Annotated in this window: 18 protein-coding genes; 11 read left to right on the top strand and 7 right to left on the bottom strand. The window is 72.6% G+C overall.

Going from position 1 to position 17,105, the window contains the following annotated elements; genetic code table 11:
• Positions 1–60: 60 nt before the first annotated feature.
• Together LTT61_RS19040 and serS are read right to left on the bottom strand one after the other, a co-directional pair.
• Positions 61–1,878: a putative bifunctional diguanylate cyclase/phosphodiesterase gene (locus LTT61_RS19040; RefSeq protein ID WP_233015445.1), complete on the bottom strand. Its 1,818-nt coding sequence runs from the start codon at positions 1,876–1,878 to the stop codon at positions 61–63.
• 121 nt (positions 1,879–1,999) lie between these two features.
• Positions 2,000–3,274 (bottom strand): serine--tRNA ligase, encoded by a 1,275-nt coding sequence (gene serS / locus LTT61_RS19035; RefSeq protein WP_233015444.1) that lies wholly within the window; start codon positions 3,272–3,274, stop codon positions 2,000–2,002.
• 89 nt (positions 3,275–3,363) lie between these two features.
• Here serS and LTT61_RS19030 point away from each other — a divergent pair, with 89 nt between their 5' ends.
• The 5 genes from LTT61_RS19030 (at position 3,364) to LTT61_RS19010 (ending at position 7,285) form a co-directional block, all read left to right on the top strand.
• The gene (locus LTT61_RS19030; RefSeq protein WP_233015443.1) at positions 3,364–4,455 is read left to right on the top strand and encodes a septum formation family protein; all 1,092 of its coding nucleotides are present in this window, start codon (positions 3,364–3,366) and stop codon (positions 4,453–4,455) included.
• A gap of 8 nt (positions 4,456–4,463) precedes the next feature.
• Complete coding sequence (locus LTT61_RS19025) at positions 4,464–4,802, top strand: metallopeptidase family protein (protein ID WP_420094820.1); 339 nt, start codon at positions 4,464–4,466, stop codon at positions 4,800–4,802.
• 146 nt (positions 4,803–4,948) lie between these two features.
• Positions 4,949–5,260, top strand: a complete 312-nt coding sequence (locus tag LTT61_RS19020; RefSeq protein ID WP_233015441.1) for a PE domain-containing protein — start codon at positions 4,949–4,951, stop codon at positions 5,258–5,260.
• A 34-nt stretch (positions 5,261–5,294) separates the two neighbouring features.
• Positions 5,295–6,470: a PPE domain-containing protein gene (locus LTT61_RS19015; protein ID WP_233015440.1), complete on the top strand. Its 1,176-nt coding sequence runs from the start codon at positions 5,295–5,297 to the stop codon at positions 6,468–6,470.
• Complete coding sequence (locus LTT61_RS19010; RefSeq protein ID WP_233015439.1) at positions 6,467–7,285, top strand: ESX secretion-associated protein EspG; 819 nt, start codon at positions 6,467–6,469, stop codon at positions 7,283–7,285. Before LTT61_RS19015 ends, LTT61_RS19010 begins: the two co-directional genes overlap by 4 nt.
• A 5-nt stretch (positions 7,286–7,290) precedes the next feature.
• Here the strand turns inward: LTT61_RS19010 and LTT61_RS19005 are convergent, their stop codons facing one another.
• Genes LTT61_RS19005 through LTT61_RS18995 form a run of 3 tightly spaced genes read right to left on the bottom strand, consistent with a single transcriptional unit; the run spans position 7,291 to position 9,479 of the window.
• A complete protein-coding gene (locus LTT61_RS19005; protein WP_233015438.1) occupies positions 7,291–7,953 on the bottom strand; it encodes a histidine phosphatase family protein in 663 nt (220 codons plus the stop codon).
• Positions 7,950–8,867, bottom strand: a complete 918-nt coding sequence (gene pheA / locus LTT61_RS19000) for a prephenate dehydratase (protein WP_233015437.1) — start codon at positions 8,865–8,867, stop codon at positions 7,950–7,952. Before pheA ends, LTT61_RS19005 begins: the two co-directional genes overlap by 4 nt.
• 30 nt (positions 8,868–8,897) lie before the next feature.
• Entirely contained in the window at positions 8,898–9,479 is a 582-nt protein-coding gene (locus tag LTT61_RS18995; protein WP_233015436.1) for a hypothetical protein, read from the bottom strand.
• A 163-nt stretch (positions 9,480–9,642) separates the two neighbouring features.
• Here LTT61_RS18995 and LTT61_RS18990 point away from each other — a divergent pair, with 163 nt between their 5' ends.
• Complete coding sequence (locus LTT61_RS18990) at positions 9,643–10,404, top strand: DUF2470 domain-containing protein (protein WP_233015435.1); 762 nt, start codon at positions 9,643–9,645, stop codon at positions 10,402–10,404.
• Between the two features lie 4 nt (positions 10,405–10,408).
• On the opposite strand, the gene LTT61_RS18985 is transcribed toward LTT61_RS18990, so the two are convergent.
• On the bottom strand, positions 10,409–11,017 hold the full coding sequence (locus LTT61_RS18985) for a TetR/AcrR family transcriptional regulator (protein WP_233015434.1): 609 nt from the start codon (positions 11,015–11,017) through the stop codon (positions 10,409–10,411).
• Between the two features lie 61 nt (positions 11,018–11,078).
• Between LTT61_RS18985 and LTT61_RS18980 the strand changes: the two genes are divergently transcribed.
• From LTT61_RS18980 to LTT61_RS18955, 5 genes are all read left to right on the top strand, one after another.
• Positions 11,079–12,323, top strand: coding sequence for an oxygenase MpaB family protein (locus tag LTT61_RS18980; protein WP_233015433.1), 1,245 nt, complete (start codon positions 11,079–11,081; stop codon positions 12,321–12,323).
• A gap of 14 nt (positions 12,324–12,337) precedes the next feature.
• Positions 12,338–13,120 carry a CPBP family intramembrane glutamic endopeptidase gene (locus tag LTT61_RS18975; RefSeq protein WP_233015432.1) on the top strand — a complete coding sequence of 261 codons (783 nt, stop codon included), beginning with the start codon at positions 12,338–12,340 and terminating at the stop codon, positions 13,118–13,120.
• Positions 13,121–13,670: 550 nt separating this feature from the next.
• Positions 13,671–14,864 (top strand): LCP family protein, encoded by a 1,194-nt coding sequence (locus LTT61_RS18965; protein ID WP_233021081.1) that lies wholly within the window; start codon positions 13,671–13,673, stop codon positions 14,862–14,864.
• Positions 14,865–14,873: 9 nt separating this feature from the next.
• A complete protein-coding gene (locus LTT61_RS18960) occupies positions 14,874–15,434 on the top strand; it encodes a ferritin (protein ID WP_233015431.1) in 561 nt (186 codons plus the stop codon).
• 97 nt (positions 15,435–15,531) lie between these two features.
• On the top strand, positions 15,532–16,080 hold the full coding sequence (locus LTT61_RS18955; RefSeq protein ID WP_233015430.1) for a ferritin: 549 nt from the start codon (positions 15,532–15,534) through the stop codon (positions 16,078–16,080).
• A gap of 78 nt (positions 16,081–16,158) precedes the next feature.
• Here LTT61_RS18955 and LTT61_RS18950 read toward each other — a convergent pair whose 3' ends face one another.
• On the bottom strand, positions 16,159–17,079 hold the full coding sequence (locus LTT61_RS18950; protein ID WP_233015429.1) for a DUF5926 family protein: 921 nt from the start codon (positions 17,077–17,079) through the stop codon (positions 16,159–16,161).
• Positions 17,080–17,105 lie beyond the last annotated feature (26 nt).

Here is a 17,105-nt window from a genome sequence, read left to right as displayed (position 1 = left end):
TCAGCAGGTGCATGCGCCCATCCTGCGCCCGTGCCGTCGGCCGGTCAACGGGATTTCCGCTCAGCCGAGCGGGAGCCACCCGTCGGCGGTCTCGTGCGTGTCGTCGTCCCCGGTGCGCGGCGGCGCGACCGGCTCGGCGGTGAGCTCCCCTCGCCCGCCGTTCAGGTCGGTGATCAGCTCGGCGACCGGGTGCGAGTCGCTGTAGTGGTACCCCTGCGCCAGCGCGAAGCCGAGCTCGGTGAGGACGGCGGCCTGGTACTCGGTCTCCACCCCCTCCGCGATCACCTGCAGGTCGAGCGCGTTGCTCAGCGCCGCGATCACGCCGAGCAGCGGCGGGGCGGGCGAATCCGAGCGGATGGCGGCGACGAAGGACTGGTCGACCTTGATGATGTCGCTCGGCAGCGTGGCCAGCCTGCTCAGCGAGGAGTAGCCGGTGCCGAAGTCGTCGATGGCGATCCGGACCCCGCGCTCGCGCAGCGTGTGCAGGTTCGCGATGGCGGTCTGCGACTCCGCCGCGAGCTCGCTCTCTGTCACCTCGAGCACCAGCTGGTCGGCGGGCCAGCCGGTGTTCTCCAGGATGCCTGCCACCCGGTCCGCGTACTCGGTCTCGGCCAGCTCGAGGCCGCTGACATTGACGTTCAGCGTCAGGTCGAGCTGGGCGAAGGTCTCCTGCAGCCGGGCCGCGTCGGCGCAGGCCTTGCGCAGCACCAGCTCGTCCAGGTCGGAGATGAGGTCGTACTCCTCGGCGACCCGGATCAGCCCCTCGGTGGTGACGTCCGGCTGGGCCGCGGGCGACCAGCGCAGCAGCGCCTCGACGCCGACCGCCTTGCCGCCGCCCTCGGTCAGGCTGACGATCGGCTGGTAGTGCACGTCGAGCGCGCCGCGGTCGATGGCGTCGCGCAGCTCCACCGCCAGCGGCTGCTGCCGCGAGGACTCGAGCACCGTCCGGTTCCGGCCGCCCTGCTTGGCCCGGTACAGTCCGACGTCGGCGCGGCTGACCAGCAGCGAGCCGGACTCGCCCTGCTGCCACGAGGTGACGCCCGCCGAGCAGCCGGTGGTGACGGCGGCGCGCAGCCGCTCGGTGAGCAGGATCGCGGCCTGCTCGGTGGTGTTCGGCAGCAGCAGCGCGAAGGCGTCGCCGCCGTAGCGGGCCAGTCGCTGGTCCGGCGCGAGCAGCTCGGTCCAGGCATCGGCGACCCGCTGCAGCACGGCGTCGCCTGCCCGGTGCCCGAGGTGGTCGTTGATCTTGCGGAAGCGGTCCAGGTCGACCAGGACCAGGGCGAGCCCCTGGCCGGTGCGCCCGGCCTGCTCGATCGCGGCGTTCAGCAACCGGTCGAAGCCGCGCCGGTTGAGCAGCCCGGTCAGGGTGTCGATATCGGCCTCGGAGGCCATCCTGGTCAGGATCCCGACCACGACGCCGACGCCGAACGTCACGCCGGCCGGGATCACGCCGGACCAGCCGGGCAGATCCCGGGTCGGCAGCGCCCACAGGCACATCACCATGGCGAAGCCGATGTGCGCGACCGCGAGCGGCCAGGCGAAGAAGAGCGCGGCGTCACAGGCGACGAAGACGTAGAAGGCGGCGAGGCTGATCGCGCCGACGGTGTTCGGGAAGGAGTGCACCGCCACCGTCACCAGCACGGTCGCGAGGGCGACGTAGCCGTGGTGCACGTTGTGCGGCATCCGCGGACCCCAGCCGAGCAGGCTCAACCCGAGCAGCAGCGCGACCGCCGCCGCGCTGCCGACCAGCATCCGGTTGCCCTCGTCGCCCGGCGCGATCGCGGTGAGCAGCAGCCCGAGGGCACCGCCCATGACATAGAAGGCGCCGGTGGTCCTGGACATGACCATGGCCGTCGCCAGCGCTGACGCGGCCCGCACCCGGGTTCGGGTATCGCCGCGAGACCCGATTCCTCGCACGACAACAGGGTAGAGGCAACCCACCCGGACGGCAGCCCGATCCCTGTTTTCGATCCCCGGCGAACTCCCGGCTATCGCGACGTCAGGCCGTTGTCCTGGTTTGCGGCGGCAGCACGTCGGTACCGACGAACGGGACCAGCGCCGCCGGCACCCGCACCGAGCCGTCGGCCCGCTGGTTGTTCTCCAGGATCGCGACGATCCAGCGGGTGGTCGCCAGCGTGCCGTTCAGGGTGGCCGCGATCTGCGGTTTCCCGTCCGCGTCGCGGAATCGCGTGGAGAGCCTGCGGCCCTGGAAGGTGGTGCAGTTCGAGGTGGAGGTGAGCTCCCGGTAGGCGCCCTGGGTCGGCACCCACGCCTCGCAGTCGAACTTCCGCGCGGCCGAGCTGCCCAGGTCGCCCGCGGCGACGTCGATGATCCGGTAGGGCACCTCGATGGCGGCCAGCATCTCGCGCTCCCAGGCCAGCAGCCGCCGGTGCTCGGCGTCCGCCTCGGCCGGGTCGCAGTAGACGAACATCTCGATCTTGTCGAACTGGTGCACCCGGATGATGCCCCTGGTGTCCTTGCCGTAGCTGCCCGCCTCCCGGCGGAAGCAGGACGACCAGCCCGCGTACCGCTTCGGCCCGGCGCTCAGGTCGATGATCTCGCCGGAGTGGTAGCCGGCCAGCGGCACCTCGGAGGTGCCGACCAGGTAGAGGTCGTCCTCCTCCAGGTGGTACACCTCGGCCGCGTGCTGCCCGAGGAAGCCGGTGCCTGCCATGATCTCCGGCCGGACGAGCACCGGCGGGATCATCATGGTGAAGCCGTTCGCCACCGCCCGCTGGGTGGCCAGCTGCAGCAGCCCGAGCTGCAGCAGCGCGCCGTACCCGGTGAGGAAGTAGAAGCGTGCGCCGGAGACCTTCGCCCCGCGCTCCATGTCGATCAGCCCGAGCGCCTCGCCGAGCTCAAGGTGGTCCTTCGGCTCGAAGTCGAACTCCGGCGGGGTGCCGACGGTCTCCAGCACCACGTAGTCGTCCTCGCCGCCGGCGGGCACACCATCCTGGACCACATTGGAGATCGCCCGCTGCGCGGTGTCCAGCGCGGCGTCGGCGGCGTGCTCGTCCACCTCGGCCGCCTTCACCTGCGCGGACATCTCCTGGGCGCGGGCGAGCAGCTCGGGGCGCTCGTCCGGGCCGGCCTTGCCGACCCGCTTGCCCATGGCCTTGTGCTCGGCGCGCAGGTTGTCCGCCTTCGCCACCGCGGAGCGGCGCGCGGAGTCGGCCTCCAGCAGCGCGTCGACGAGCGCCGGGTCCTCGCCGCGGGCGCGCTGGGAGGCCCGGACGGCGTCGGAATTCTCCCGCAGGAATCGGAGGTCGATCATGGGCGACCAGCGTAATCGACCCCGCTGAACCCCCGCCGATACACCCGAACGTGGCACGCCGGGCAGTGGCGCTGCCATGATGGATCGCGATGTCTCCCGACGAGCCGAACCCCCGCGACCGCGCCCGAGGAAAAAAGGGCGACGGCGAGCCGCGCGCCGCCAAGCGCGGGCTGCACCTGTCCGCCCGCACGCTGCGCCTTTCCCTGCTCGCGGTCGCGGTCGGCGCGGTCGCGGCCGCCATGGTGACGCTCTTCGTTACCGGATTCGACAACGAGACCGGGCTGGAGGCGCACAACCCCGCCGCCCCGGCCGGCGTGCGCGACGCCGCCTTCGGCACCGCGGCCGCGGGCGACTGCCTGACCTGGAGCACCACCGACCGCAGCGACCTGGTGAAGGTGAGCTGCGACGGCAAGCACCTGTTCGAGGTCGCCGCCGAGGTGGACATGAGCCGCTACCCTGGCCGCGAGTTCGCCCCCGGCTCGCGCTTCCCGGACTCGCTGCGGCTCACCGAGCTCAAGGAGGAGCACTGCGTTCCCGCGGTGCAGAAGTACATGGACGGGCGGTTCGATCCGCGCGGCCGCTACGTGGTCGGGCTGATGTACCCGAGCGCGGACGGCTGGCAGGCGGGCGACCGCACGCTGCGCTGCGGGCTGCAGGTCGCCGCCGCGACCGGGACCCCGAGCACCGTCGGCAGCGCCGCGAAGCAGGACCAGTCCCGGGTCTACGAGCCCGGCGTCTGCCTCGGCATCAACCAGAACCTGCCGTCGGACCCGGTGGAGTGCGCCCAGCAGCACGCGGTCGAGATCGTCTCCACGATCGACCTCGGCTCGCACTTCACCAGCGGCCTGCCGACCAAGGACGACCAGGACAAGTTCATGGAGCAGGAGTGCACCCGCACCTCGACGGACTACCTGGGCAGCCCGGACGCCATCCGGAACAAGACGCTCACGCTCTTCTTCGACTACCTGGACGCGCGCAGCTGGCTGGCGGGCAGCCGCAGGCTGGACTGCATGGTCGGAAAGGGCGCCGACCGCGAGGGTTTCGCGCCGATCCAGGGCTCGGCGCGCGGTGACATCCTGATCAACGGGCAGGCCCCGGTGCCGCCGCCGAACAGCGGCCGCTCCACCCCGGCCCCGCTGCCCGGCGCGGCCCCGCTGCCGCCGCAGCCCGCGCCCCGGTGACCGTCGCGATGCCCGCCGCCCGGTTCGAGGAATTGGTCGGCGACGCACTGGATCTCGTCCCGGCGGAGCTGGCGCGGGCCATCGACAACGTGGTCGTGCTGATCGAGCCACGCAATCCGGAAGACCCACATCTGCTCGGGCTCTACCACGGCATCGCGCTGACCGAGCGGGACAGCCACTACGGCGGCTCGCTGCCGGACACCATCACCGTCTATCGGGACGCCATCCTCGACATCTGCGGGGACGAGGCCCAGGTGGTCGAGGAGGTGGCGGTCACCGTGATCCACGAGATCGCGCACTACTTCGGCATCGACGACGAACGGCTGCACGAGCTCGGCTGGGGTTGAGTTTTCCCTGCGGCCAACGGCCGGAAGTGCGTTAGTCTCAGGGAACTCGAGGACTCGAGGGAACCGATGGTGTCGCCGTCGCGTCCTAGAACTCGTAGGGGGAATTCTCGTGGTTCCGCCCCATAGCCACTAGAAGGAGTCGAGTCATGGTTGGCCACGTACTCATGTCGCCGGAGGCCGTGCTTCTGGCCGCGGCCGAGCTCGATCTGCTCGCCGAGCGGCTCGCCACCGCCGCCACCGTCACCGCGCCCGCCACGCACGTGCTGCCGTCCGGCACCGAAGAGGTCTCGCTGCTCGCGGCGAACCACTTCAACAGCGCGGCGGGCACGCACGACCACGCGGTCGCGCAGGGGATCCTCGAGCTGCACCACGCCGCCGCCGTGTTGCGCAGCCAGCTGGCCGCACAGCTCGGCCAGGACGTCGTCCAGGCCGCCGCGCTCGGCGCGATCGGCGCCTGATCCGCGAGCGAATTCGAACAGGGGAGAAACGAGAATGACCGCAGGGATCACCGGGGTTTTCTGGCTGCCGCGCATGGCCGAGGTGAATTCGGTCGCGCTGAACTCGGGCGCGCACGCCGTTCCCATCTCCGCCGCGGCGACCGCGTGGGGTGCGCTCACCGGGGTGTGGGTGGACGCGACCGCCACCGTCGCGCGGGTGATGGCCGAGCTCGGCGTCGGCATGCAGGGCATCAACGGCATCGCCGCGCTCTCCCGGCTCACCGGCTTCATGGGCTGGGCCGAGCAGCAGGGCGTGATGGCGGCCGCCATGGCCACCAAAACGGCGGCCAACGCGACGGCGTACACCGTCGCCTCGCTGGCCATGCCGAGCCTGCCGGAGATCGTCGCCGTGAACGCGGCCGTCGTCGCCTCGGCGAACCCGCCCGGCGCGCTCTCCGGCGCCTTCGAGGTGGCCGAAGTCGCCAAGAACGCGATGGATATCCGCGCCGCCCTCGTCATGGAGACCTACGAGGCCGCGACCAGCGCGCTCGTCACCACGCCCGGTGAGTTCGCCCGGCCGCCGGCCATCGCCAACGGCGCGGGCACGGCGGAGGGCGCGTCGGAGCAGTCGGCCGAGACGGCCTTCCAGGGCGACCCGGTCCAGAGCGCGGTCGCCGCGGCCGCCGCCTTCGTGCAGAACCCGGCGGTGGTCAGCGCCGCGACCCAGGCCGCCAACGTGGCCGGCTCGGTGGTCGGCACCGGCGTCACCACCGCGGGCAACCTCGGTGGCGCCGCCATCTCCGCGCTCACCTCCGCAGGCACCACGGCCCCCGCCGCGGTCGCGCCGATGGGGCTCGGGGTGGCTGGCGCGGCAGGCGCGGCGGCCGCGAGCACCCGGTCGGCGGCGCTCTCCGGCGTCGGCGCGGGCGGCTCGGCGAACGGCAACGGCAAGCTCACGCTCCCCGAGGGCTGGGGCGCGGGCGCTGCGCTCGGCGCGGGCATGCCCGCCGCCGCCGCGGTCGGTGACTCCGTGGTCGCCCGGGTGGACGCCGCTCCGGTGCGCACCACCGGCAGCGGCCAGAGCCCGCTGCTCGGCAACGCCCGCGGCACCGGCCAGGACGACGAGGGCGAGCACGACGCTGCCGACTACCTGCGCAGCGACGAGCCATTCCACGACGGCCGCTGGGCCACCGACGGCGTGATCGGCGCGGACGCCGGCACCACTCGGTGACCGTGCTCGGTGCGGGCCGCGGTCCCGCGGCCCTCGAGTCGGTGGTGCTCTCCCTCGACGAGATGCAGTTCCTCCTGGAGGAGCTGCAGATCGATGACGTCCCGGTCGTGCTTGACGCGATCGGCCGGTACGACAACGTCGCCGAGCACGACGCCGCGCTCGCCGCGGCCGCCGGGTCGCTCACCGAGCGCGCCCTGCTGGCCGGCGGCGAGGTGCACCCCGCGCTCGCCGACCGCCTGCGCACGCTGAACCGCCCGCACTGGGTGGTCGCGCTGCGGCTGGTGGTCGACGGCCGGGTGAGCAGGCTCTGCCTCGCGAAGGGCGACGACCTGGTGACCGTCGCCCTCCGCGGGCCGAACTCCTACGTCCTGGACGAGGTCGACGACGACCTGCCCGCCCCGCTGCTCGCCGCGCTCGGCCCGGCCGAGCCGCTCGACCTCACCGGCCTGAACGCCTACACCGACGACCTGGTGCCGATCTTCGGCGAGCTCGGCGATGCCGCCGCCACCGCGCGGCGGCTCGCCGCCGTCGGCACCCCGGATCGGGACGCGCAGGCGCTGGCCTCGGCGCTGGTGCACCTGGAGGCGCACGCGGAGATCGTCGGGGTCGCCTACCGCGACGGCAGCCGCGAGTACGCGGACAACCACATCGCCGTCTTCGACACCCGCAACGGCCGCTTCCTCGCCACCGCCAGCCGGGCCGACGACGGCAGCAAGTGGACCTCGCTGAGCAGCGGCACGCCCGCCCGGCTGCGCGCCGCGCTGCTCGACCTGGTGAACGGTCTGCCCGAGCGCGACGAGTTCCCGGTCCGGTAGGGTGGTCAGCCCATCGGGTCGTCCTGCTCCGGCTGGGTATCCGGGCCGAAGGGCGGGGTGAAGCGGCCCCAGCGGATGAGCTCCCAGCCGCGGTCCGGCCGCGGCAGCAGCTCGATGGTCTCGGTGTTGTCCAGGTGGTTGTTCGTGGTGAACGGCGGCCGGATATCGGTGAGTACCCGGGCCAGCAGCCGCATGGCGGCGCCGTGGATCACCAGCAGGACGTCGCCGTCGGCGCCGTCGGTGAACCAGGTCTGCCGCAGCTGCTCCACCACCGGCAGGAAGCGGGCGAGCACCTCGTACCCGGACTCCCCGCCCGGCGGCCTGCGGTCCAGCTCGCCCTCGTGCCAGGCGTGGTAGATGTCCTGGAAGAGGTCGTGCGCGGCGGGCGTGTTCTGCCCCTCCATATCGCCGACCTGCACCTCGTAGGTGCCGTCGAGCACCTGGGCGGCCACCCCGGTGGCCTCCTCGATGTAGCTCGCGGTCTGTCTGGCGCGCAGCGCGGCCGAGCAGTACAGCGCGCGCGGCGGCGCGGCCAGCGCGGCGCCGAGGGTCTTCGCCTGTGCCACCCCGCGTTCGGTGAGCGGGAGGCCGGGCACCCTGGTGTCGAGCAACTTGGCGACGTTGCCCTCGGTCTCTCCGTGCCGAACCAGGATCAGTCGTGCGCTCAACGGTCCGCCACCCCCTTTCGTAGCTGGGAAAGCCACAGCGCGGCATCGGTATCCGGCGGCGGCGGCGCGCCGGGCTTGGCGAACGCGGGCCACGATCCGAGGTAGCGGATGCGCGGCGCCGAGCGGTGCAGCGCCTTGAGCGCCTCCGCCACCGCGCTGTCGTCGATGTGCCCGACGCAGTCGAGGTAGAAGCGGTAGGCGCCCATGCCGGTCCGGGTCGGCCGCGATTCGATCCGGGTGAGATCGATGCCGCGCGTGGAGAACTCGGCGAAGGCGCGCATGAGCGAGCCCGGTTCGTTGGTCAGCTCCAGCACCACCGAGGTGCGGTCGGAACCGGTGGCGGGCGGGGCCGAGCGCGGCGGCGTCACCAGCACGAAGCGGGTGATGGCCTGGTCGTGGTCGGCGACCCCGGCGGCCAGCGTGGCCAGCCCGAGCCGCTCGCCGGCCAGGACGGTGGAGACGGCGGCGTCGGCCTTGCCCGCCTGCACGTCCTCGGCGGCGGCGGCGTTCGAGGTGGAGGTGTAGTAGGCGGCATCCGGCAACTCGCGCGCCACCCATTCGCGCACCTGTCCGGCGGCCACCGGGTAGGCGGCGAGCAACCGCACGTCTTCGCGCTCGGTGCCCGGCCTGGCCAGGATGCTGAAGGTCACCTCGAGCTCGGTCTCGGCGACGATCTGCAGCCGCGCGCCGAGCGCGAGGGAGTCGAGGGTGGCGGCGATCGAGCCCTCGACCGAGCTCTCGATCGGCACCACCGCGCCCTCGACCTCGCCCGCCCGGATCAGCTCCAGCGCGGCGCCCTGGCTCGGCGCGGCGACCCGCTCCACCTGCCCGTCGAAGGCGCCCGTCGATTCGAATCGGGCGAGCGCCATCTCGGTGAAGGTTCCGGATGGTCCGAAGTAGGCGATGCGCGGCACGCCTATGACACTACTTGCGTCGCGCGGAACTCATCCCGCCGTCGCGCTGCCTGCGCCGCCCCCGCGCAGCAGGGCCGCCAGTTCCGCCGTCAACTCGGCCGGATTCTCCGCCTCGATCCACAGCAACACGCCGCGCACCGCCTCGACGGCCTGCGGATTCAGCCCGGTCAGGAAGGGGATGTCCGGGGCGGCGAGCGCGCGGCGAACGTCCTCGCCGCAGAGCGCGGCCGCGGTGGCGGCGAGGATCGCCAGCGCTCGCGCGGCGTTCCCGGTGCGGGCGACGAACCCGTCGGCGGTGTGCACCACCGTGCCGACGAGATCGGCCAGTTCGGCGTCGGGCAGCTCCGGCTCCAGCGCCCTGATCCCCGGCGGCACCGGCCCCGGCGGCCGCACCAGGCCATCGGCCAGGCTGCGCCGGGCGGGCGGGCGCAGCGACATGAGTACCGGCTCCGGACCGCCCGCTCCCGACGGCACCGCGCCGCTTCCGGTCTCGGGTGCCACAGCACCTCGACCCGCCGCGTCCGCCGAGCCGGCGCCGGGCAGCGTGGCACCGCCACTCTCCGTGCGGGGCATGGGTGCCTCGACGCGTGGCGTGGCGGACGACTCGGTCATCCGATCACGGTAACCCCGGCTGGACCGGCAGCGGCGCGCGCTCCCGGCCGCGCCGGGCCTTCCGACCACCCGGATCGAAGCTCTTGCGCAAGATCGTCCGCTCACTTAGCTTAGGGTAACCTAATTCTCGCCGAGCAGGGCGAGCGGGCACCAGGAGGACTACATGCCGCAATCGACCCTCGCACCGTCGACCGCGGAGCGGGTGCGCAGCGCCTGTGCGCACGCCGAGCACGCGGTACTCGCCATGCCCGGCATCGACCCGACCCCGGTGTCGGTGCACCACCTGCGTGAGTGCGGCGACGCGGTGGTCGCGGTGCCGAGCACCTCGGTCGCGGCGGTGCTGGTCGCCAACTCCGGCGGCGGCGGCGCGCCCGCGGTCCTCGAGCTGACCGACCACGCCCCCATCGTGGTGCGCGAGCCGGTGCGCTCCCTGGTCTGGCTGCGCGGCTGGGTGCGGGCGGTGCCGCTGCCCGCGCAGCGCGCGCTCGCGGGCGAGGTCGCCGCGGAGCTGCCGCACCCCATGCTGCTCGACGTCGGGCACGGCCTCACCCTGCTCCGCGTCGTGATCAAATCCGCCGTCGTCGCCGACGCGACCGGCGCCGAATCGGTGGACGTCGACGAGCTGCGCACCGCCGCCCCCGACCCCTTCTGCGCCATGGAATCGGCCTGGCTCCAGCACATGGAGAGCGACCACGCCGACCTGGTCGCGATGATCGCCAGGCAACTCCCCGCCCACCTGCAGCGCGGCATCGTGCACCCGCTCGCCATCGACCGCTACGGGCTGACCCTGCGCATCGAGGGCATGGACGGCGACCACGACTTCCGCCTGCCCTTCCGCACCCCCGCCGACGACATCGAAGGGTTGAGCCGGGCGGTCCGCACCTTGGCAGGCTGCCCCTTCCTGAACGGCCTGCGGAGAATCTGACGCACTACGGCTGGAGCCAACCGGCAACCATGCGGGCGATCTCCGCGATGACCTGGTCGCGGTCCAGGTTGGCCGGGGCCTCCAGGCCGATGCGGAGGCTGCTCGCTACGCCGACGCTGACCATGACGTAGGCCTTGACCTCCAGTTCGGCGTCGGGGAGGGGGCCGAGCAGGTTGAGCAGGTAGCCGCGGGTGAGGACGAGCAGGCGGCGTTCGAGGTCGCCGAGACCGAGCGCCTCCAGGGTGGCGTGCGGGGAGAGGGCGCGGACCAGTTCGCGGCGGCGGGCGAGGGTGTCGGCGATGCCGTGCAGGCTGCGGGCGAAGGACTCGGCGGGGGCGAGGGTCATGCCCGCGAGCACGGCGGCGGTGAACTGTTCCTCCAGCTCGCCGACCAGGCGCAGCCGCAGCGTCTCCAGGATCGCCTCCTTGTCCGCGAAGTAGCGGTAGAGCGAGCCGATGCTCATGCCCGCGTGCGCGGCGATGCGATTGGTCGAGACGTTTCCGACCCCGTGCGCGGCGAAGAGCTGAGTCGCGGCGGTCAGGATCCGCTCGCGGGATTCCCGCGAACGCTCCTGCTGCGGCCTGCGCCGCTGGTCACCGATCTTCTGGGCCACTGAACCCACCCCCGGAAAATGCGAGTAGAACCTGAGCTTTTGCTCACTTTACGCTGAATACGTGGCAACTCGAATAGCGCCGGACGAATTCAGGTACTGGGACCGGGTGAACGACCCGGCCGTACAGCGCATGCGCAGGCTCTGGCGCACGATCTTCCGCTTCGACCCGCAACCCGACGACGAGCTCGTGCACCGCTTCGCCGCCGCCTACTACCAGGCCGACCCGGTCGCCGAGGCCTTCGTGGACGAGGTCTACCTGGGCGAAGCCGGTCCCAAGGCGGGCCGCGCCATGCTCGACCTCGCGCTGGAGCACGGCATCGACGCCGTGCCCGACCCGCCCGCCACCCTGGTCCGGCTCTTCGCCGAGTTCGAGACCCCGCCGCCCTGGCTGGAGCCGGCGCTCGTCGAGCGCGGCGCCGAGGTCTTCCGCCGCTGGGGCACCTCGGTCTTCGCCTTCGCCACCACCAGCACGCTGGAGATGTACTCGGAGAGCTCGATCACCAAGCCGCTGGCCTACACCGGCGGCTACGCGGGCGCCCGCGCGCACAAGCGGCAACTGGAGACGGTGCGGTTCTGGATCGACATCTCCGAGCCGGGCGGCCTGGAGCTCGGCGCCCGCGGCAGGCAGACCACCATGCGGGTGCGGATCATGCACGTCTTCATCCGGCGCAAACTGGTGCGGCGCCCGGAGTGGGACGCCGCCGCCTTGGGCGTGCCGATCAGCGTCGGCGACGCCACGCTCACCCTGATGGCGGGCAGCGTGGTGCCCGGGCTCGCGCTCTGGAGCATCGGGCTGCAGACCACGAAGCGGGAGATCGAGGCGACGCTGCACTTCTGGCGCTACGTCGGGTACCTGCTCGGCGTGCAGCCCGACTGGTACCCGCGCGACTTCCGGGAGTCGGTGCAGCTCATGTTCGCCGCCTTCGTGAAGCGCGCGCACACCGCGGGGGCGGACGGGGCTGAACTGGTCGAGTCCTACCTGCCCGCCTTCGAGCCGAAGCCGGGCACACCCTGGCGCAAGCGGCTGCGCGACGAGGTCAACTACCGGATGCAGATCGGCTACACCGCCTTCTGGCTGCCGCCGGGCACCTACGCCAGGCACGCCATGCCGCGCAGGCTGCCCTGGGTGCTGCACCCGCTGGCGCAGTTCCCGGTGCTGCTCACGCTGGAGACGGCGCGCAGGCTGATCCCCGGCCTCGACCGGGTGGCCGATCGAGTGCAGCGCGCCCGCAGGGAGAGCTGGTACCGCAACGAGATGGGCGCGGCGGCAGCCGAGTACACGCCGGTCGAGGAGTTCCGCCGCTGACTAGATTCGCTGTCATGCCCGCCGACCCAGCCCCGCCAAGCCCGCTCGACGAGTCCGAGCGGCGCGCACTCCGGATCGAGGTCGTGATCGTCCTCGCCCTCACCTTCGGGGCGAGCGGGCTCAGCGCCGCGCTGTCGCTGCTGGAGAGCGCGCTGCAGCCCGGCGGGGTCGGCGGCCGGACCGTCGCGCTGAACGCCTCGCGCGCCGACCAGCCGCTGCTCGACCTGGCCTTCCAGCTGCTCGGCGTGCTCCGGCTGGTCGCGTGGGCCGCGCTCGGGCTCTACCTGCTGTGGCGCAGCGGGATCGGGCCGAAGGCGGTCGGGCTGGCCAGGGACCGCCTGCGCGGCGACCTGCTCGCCGGGCTCGGCTTCACCGCGCTGATCGGGCTGCCCGGGCTCGGGCTCTACCTGCTCGCGCAGGCGCTCGGCTTCAGCGTGACGATCGTGCCGAGTTCGCTCGGCGAGCACTGGTGGCGGCTGCCGGTGCTGATCCTCTCCGCCTGCGCCAACTCGGCGGCGGAGGAGATCATCGTGGTCGGGTACCTGCTCACCCGGCTGCGCGGGCTCGGCTGGTCGGAGAACTCGTCGCTGCTGGCCTCGGCGCTGCTGCGCGGCAGCTACCACCTGTACCAGGGGCTCGGCGGCGGGCTCGGCAACGTGGTGATGGGGCTGGTCTTCGGGCGCTGGTGGCAGCGCACCGGGCGGCTCTGGCCGCTGCTCGTCGCGCACGCGCTGATCGACACCATCGCCTACGTCGGCTACACCGCGCTCCGCGGCCACGTCGGCTGGTTGCCCTGAGCCGATAACACCGGCGGCCCCCGGGGTGATTCATCAAGTGAGCGGGGGGATCCCGCGTACCGCCCGATCGACCCGACGGATCAGTAGAGTCTGCATGATGAACGGCGAGGACCCGAAGTACCCTGCGCGCCGGACGCCGCCGCCCGGACAGCAAGGGCACCGGCCGGGGCCCCCGCCGGGCGGGGGAAATCCCGCGGGCGGCCGACCCGTTCCCGGCAGGGGTAACCCGCCCCGCGGCGGCAACCAGCCGAGTTCCGGCGGGCAGCCGCCCCGCGGCGGCAACCCGGTCGGCCCGGGCGGGCAGCCGCCGCGCGGCGGCAATCCGGTCGGGCCGGGTGGGCAGCCGCCGCGCCGGGGCAATCCGGCGGGCCCCGTTGCGCAGCCGCCGCGCAGCGGCGATCAACGCTCCGACCAGCGCGCCGGGGGCGATCCCCGCCGCGATCAGCCCGCCGGCGGGGATCCACGCCGCAGCCAGCCCCCCGGCGCCCGCCAGCCCGGCGGTGACCAGCGCCGCCCGCCGCCGGGGGCGGGCGGGATCGAGCCGACCCAGGTGGTGCGCCGGGACGGCAGGCGCGATCCGGGGCTCGCCTACTCGCAGTCACCCGAGCCGGAGCAGGCCACCCGGCGCTACACCAGCAAGCACCCCACCCAGCAACCGCAGCAATCGCAGCAGCGGCCGCAGCGGGCGCGGCACGCGCCGCCGCAGCAGCCGCAGCCCTACCGGGACGAGCGCCGCCCGCCCCCGCCGCCGTCGCGCGGCCGCGGGGCTCCCCCGCGCGCCCCGCAGCCGGAGCGCAGGCGCCGCAAGCGGCACCCCTTCCGCTGGTTCCTCGTCGTCCTGCTGGTCCTGATCGTCGGCATGGTGGCCGCCGTCGTGCACCTGGACAATTCGCTGACCCGGATCGACGCGCTCAGCGCGTACGAGGACCGGATCGGCGACACCCCGGGCACCAACTGGCTGCTCGTCGGCTCGGACAGCAGGGCCGGGCTCTCGGCGGAGCAGGAGCAGGATCTCGCCACCGGCGGCGAGGTCGGCTCCGAGCGCACCGACACCATCATCCTGGTGCACATCCCCAAGTCGGGGCAGGCGACGCTGGTCAGCCTGCCGCGCGACTCCTACGTGAGCATCCCCGGCCAGGGCAGGGACAAGCTGAACGCCTCGTTCGCGTTCGGCGGCCCGCCGCTGCTCGTGCAGACCGTCGAGGGCGCCACCGGCCTGCACATCGACCACTACGCGCAGATCGGCTTCGGTGGCTTCGCCGCCGTCGTCGACACCCTCGGCGGCATCGACGTCTGCCTGGACGCCCCGATCAGCGACCCGCTGGCAGGCATCGACCTGCCCGCAGGCTGCCAGACCCTGGACGGCCCGCAGTCGCTCGGCTTCGTCCGCAGCCGGGCCACCGCGCTCGCCGACATCGACCGGATGAACAACCAGCGCAAGTTCATGGCCGCGCTGCTGAAGAAGGCGACCGGCGCGGGCACGCTGGCCAACCCGTTCACGCTCTGGCCGCTGGCCACCGACACCGTCGGCTCGCTGAAGGTGGACGAGGGCGACCACCTCTGGCACGTGGCCTCGCTCGGCTTGGCGATGCGCGGCGACACCGTGAACACCACGGTGCCGATCGGCGGCTTCGAGGACACCGACAGCGGCAACGTGCTGCTCTGGGACCGGGACCGGGCCAGCCGGTTCTTCGACGCCCTCGCCAACGATCAGCCGATTCCCGATGACCTCCGCACGGGGTAGTTTCGAGGGATGTCCGGGCTATCGGTGGAGCACCCCTTCGCGGGGCTGCTCCGCGACCACATCCGTTTCGAGCTGACCACGTCCCAGCAGTACCTCGCGGTCGCGGTGTACTTCGACGCGGCCAAGCTGCCGCGCTCGGCGGCGTACGCGTATCGGCGTTCCGAGGACAACCGCACCGACGCGCTGCGCATGATCGGCTACCTGCTGGACCGGGAACTGCCGGTCGGGGTGACCGGAATCGATCCGATCCGCACGGAGTTCGGTTCGTCACAGGATGCCGCCACGCACATCAGCGCGCTGGAGAGCGAGCGCAGTGCGCGCCTCACCGATCTGGCCCAGCAGGCCCGGCGGGCGAACGACTACCTGGGCGAGCAGTTCACCGGCTGGTTCCTGGAGAAGCAGATCGAGGAAGCGGCGCGGGCGAACACGCTGGTCACCGTGGTGGAGCGGGCCGGGGGCAATCTCTTCGACGTCGAGGAGTTCCTGGCGCGGGAGCAGTCGGCGCGCCCGTCGCTGCCCATCGGAGTACCGCCGCGCATTCCCGGAATTGTTTCCCGGAGCTCGAGCTGAATTGCGCTTTCCATTCCGCGCGGAGTTTAGGCAATACTATCCTCAATAAGGGTGTACTTGGATGACAAGGCCCTTGACCAGCACTAATCTCGTTCACATGTCGACCCACCCGGAGCCCCCGCGCAGTAAATTCCACGGCCTGCTGCAGGATCAGATCCACAACGAATTCAATGCGGAGCACCAGTACATCGCGCTAGCGGTCTGGTACGACAACGCGGATCTGCCGCAGCTCGCCAAGCTCTTCTACAAGCAGGCGGTCGAAGAGCGCAACCACGCCATGATGATCGTCCAGTACTTCCTCGACCGCGACATCAGCGTCGAGATCAGCAGCGTCGACGCCGCCAAGTCGCACTTCGAGAACGCCCGCGAGCCGATCGCGCTGGCGCTGGCGCAGGAGAAGACCGTCACCGACCAGGTGGTCCAGCTCGCCAGCACCGCCCGCGAGGAGGGCGATTACCTCGGCGAGCAGTTCATGCAGTGGTTCCTGAAGGAGCAGGTCGAGGAGGTCGCACGGATGACCACCCTGCTCACCATCGCCGACCGGGCCGGTGCGAACCTGTTCGATCTGGAGGAGTTCATCGCCCGCGAGATGGACGGCCCCGCCGACACCTCCGGCGCGCCGCACGCCGCCGGCGGGCACGTCTGACCGAACCCGGACGGCTCTACGGCGACTGAACACCGCGGGCCCGGCTCCCCATGGGGAGCCGGGCCCGCTGCCGTTCGCTCAGCGCAGGGTGACCTGGCGGGAGCGCAGCCCGTCCCTGGAGCGCCGCTCCTCCGAGCTCAGCGGCTCGTCCGTGCCGAGCGCGGCCGCCAGCCGCGCCGCGAACTCGTCGGCGGGGGCGGTCCACTCGTCCGGGTGCCGCTCGCGGTCCAGGTCGAAGACCGGGACCAGCAGGCCGTGCGTGCGGAAGGTGCCCGCGAAGCGCGAGCCGTCACCGAGGTGCAGCCCACCCGCGGCGTGCAGCCGGGCCAGCGCGGCCATCAGCTCGTCCTCCGGCTCCGGCCGGACCCAGCGCACGTGCGCCTTCTCCCCGGCATCCACCCACCAGGCGGCGCCGGTCGCGTCCGGGCCGAGCGCGATCCGCGCCGACGGCATGATCGCCTGCTTCGCCTGCTCGATGGTGGCGGCCACCTGGGCGTCCGGAGTGACGCCGGCGGGCACCCACCAGTCGAAGTCCTGGTGCACGGTGAGCTCCAGGTCGGCGCCCGGATCGAGCACGTCGAACAGGCTCGGGCCGCCCTCGATGGCATTCGCGCTGCTCAGCGACTCGCCGCCCTCGGCGGACTGGGTCCACAGGATGGCGGCGGCGAGGTCGGCCGCCGGGTCGGGGCCCTGCTGCTGCACCTGGACGCCGACGAAGCCGATCTCCTCGTCGCCCGCCCGCACCAGCGCGGCGACGGCGCCGGGCAGCACGGTCGCCAGCACCACCGAGCGCTCGGCGGCGACGCCGGGCGCGAGCTTCAGCTCCGCGGTCGCGGAGGGCACGAACTCGCGGAGCGCGACCAGGTCGCACTCGGCGGCCAGTCCCTGGAACGGCCGGGTGACGGCGTTGGCCGCCTGCTCCTGCGCCGCCCTGCGCTCGGCGAGCCGCTGGGCCCGGTTGCTTTCGGGCTTCGGAGTGTTGCGCTTGCTCTTACCCACGAGGGGTCAACCTACAGGGTCGCGGA

The organism is Nocardia asteroides (assembly GCF_021183625.1).
In the GTDB taxonomy this organism is placed as follows: Bacteria; Actinomycetota; Actinomycetes; order Mycobacteriales; family Mycobacteriaceae; genus Nocardia; species Nocardia asteroides_A.
The sequence above is the reverse complement of the archived record's forward strand: the minus strand, read 5'-3'. Positions and strand labels throughout refer to the sequence as shown.

What these genes read in the sequence shown, in the direction of transcription:
- LTT61_RS18960 (WP_233015431.1), top strand. Translation starts at nt 14,874, where the DNA reads ATGTCCGGGCTATCGGTGGAGCACCCCTTCGCGGGGCTGCTCCGCGAC.
- LTT61_RS18975 (WP_233015432.1), top strand. Translation starts at nt 12,338, where the DNA reads ATGCCCGCCGACCCAGCCCCGCCAAGCCCGCTCGACGAGTCCGAGCGG.
- LTT61_RS19030 (WP_233015443.1), top strand. Translation starts at nt 3,364, where the DNA reads ATGTCTCCCGACGAGCCGAACCCCCGCGACCGCGCCCGAGGAAAAAAG.
- LTT61_RS19015 (WP_233015440.1), top strand. Translation starts at nt 5,295, where the DNA reads ATGACCGCAGGGATCACCGGGGTTTTCTGGCTGCCGCGCATGGCCGAG.
- LTT61_RS18995 (WP_233015436.1), bottom strand. Translation starts at nt 9,479, where the DNA reads ATGACCGAGTCGTCCGCCACGCCACGCGTCGAGGCACCCATGCCCCGC.
- LTT61_RS19020 (WP_233015441.1), top strand. Translation starts at nt 4,949, where the DNA reads ATGGTTGGCCACGTACTCATGTCGCCGGAGGCCGTGCTTCTGGCCGCG.
- LTT61_RS19025 (WP_420094820.1), top strand. Translation starts at nt 4,464, where the DNA reads ATGCCCGCCGCCCGGTTCGAGGAATTGGTCGGCGACGCACTGGATCTC.
- serS (WP_233015444.1), bottom strand. Translation starts at nt 3,274, where the DNA reads ATGATCGACCTCCGATTCCTGCGGGAGAATTCCGACGCCGTCCGGGCC.
- LTT61_RS18990 (WP_233015435.1), top strand. Translation starts at nt 9,643, where the DNA reads ATGCCGCAATCGACCCTCGCACCGTCGACCGCGGAGCGGGTGCGCAGC.
- LTT61_RS18955 (WP_233015430.1), top strand. Translation starts at nt 15,532, where the DNA reads ATGTCGACCCACCCGGAGCCCCCGCGCAGTAAATTCCACGGCCTGCTG.